Annotated in this window: 2 protein-coding genes; both read right to left on the reverse strand. The window is 66.5% G+C overall.

What is annotated here, in order from left to right:
- A partial coding sequence (locus FPZ47_RS30845) for a transposase (RefSeq protein WP_428321257.1) occupies positions 1–312 on the reverse strand: 312 nt, incomplete at its 3' end.
- Positions 210–704: a winged helix-turn-helix domain-containing protein gene (locus tag FPZ47_RS27690; protein ID WP_144957500.1), complete on the reverse strand. Its 495-nt coding sequence runs from the start codon at positions 702–704 to the stop codon at positions 210–212. The genes FPZ47_RS30845 and FPZ47_RS27690, both read right to left, overlap by 103 nt.
- Positions 705–860 lie beyond the last annotated feature (156 nt).

Consider the following 860-nt stretch of genomic DNA (forward strand, 5'->3'; position numbering starts at 1 on the left):
GGTGATCTTGTCGGCGCCGAAATGGGTGTGCAGGTCGGTGAGGAACTCGATCAGCGAGTCGGTGTTGTAGGAGCCTTCCTTGATCTGGAATACCAGTGCTGCTTGGCTGGCGTCGGGCCGGTAGGCCAGCGCGCCCGACATCGACATCCGGGTCCAGGAGAATCGGTGTCGCAGCACCGGCGTGTGGCCCTTGGGAGCCCAGGTTCCTCTTACCGGCGGGAGGAGCGAGAACCCGCTCTCGTCTTGGAAGACGATCCAGGCGCCGCGGCGCCGCGCGCTTTTTTTATGCGCGGCCAGTCCTGTTTGACCCAGGTGGCGATGGCCTCGTCGTCGCGTTCGACCGCGCGCCGCGCCGGGCGTTGCCGGCTCCAGCCCAGTCGTTCCCGCAGGATGGTCCAGGTCTGGGTCTGGCCGTAGCGGACGTCGGTCAGCGTCTCGATCACGTCAGCCACCCGCGCCAGGGTCCACATCTCGGTCGCAAAGCCGTTGGCCCGCGGCCCCTTGGCCAGTGCCTGCTCCACGGCCGCGAGTTGCTCCTCGGAGAGCTTGGGCAACCGGCCGGCCCGCCCGGCGCCGACCAGCCCGTCTTTGCCCTCGGCCAAAAAGGTCCGATGCCAGCGGGAGGCAGTCTGCGCTGTGACACCCAACTCGCTGACCACGTCGACCTGACGCTTGCCGTGGGCGAACATGTCCGCCGCGGCCATCCGCCGCTCCTTGAGTGCCTGAAAGTCCCGCCGCGCAGGCACTCTCGAGCCGGTACCCGATCGCCGCTTGCCAGCAGATCCTGCCACACGCTAATTGTCCCCTACCGCAGGGCGAATCCGGCGAAATGACTCACCCAATTACCGAAACATCTTTAA

Origin of the sequence: Mycobacterium helveticum, assembly GCF_007714205.1 — a bacterium.
Taxonomy (GTDB): domain Bacteria; phylum Actinomycetota; class Actinomycetes; order Mycobacteriales; family Mycobacteriaceae; genus Mycobacterium; species Mycobacterium helveticum.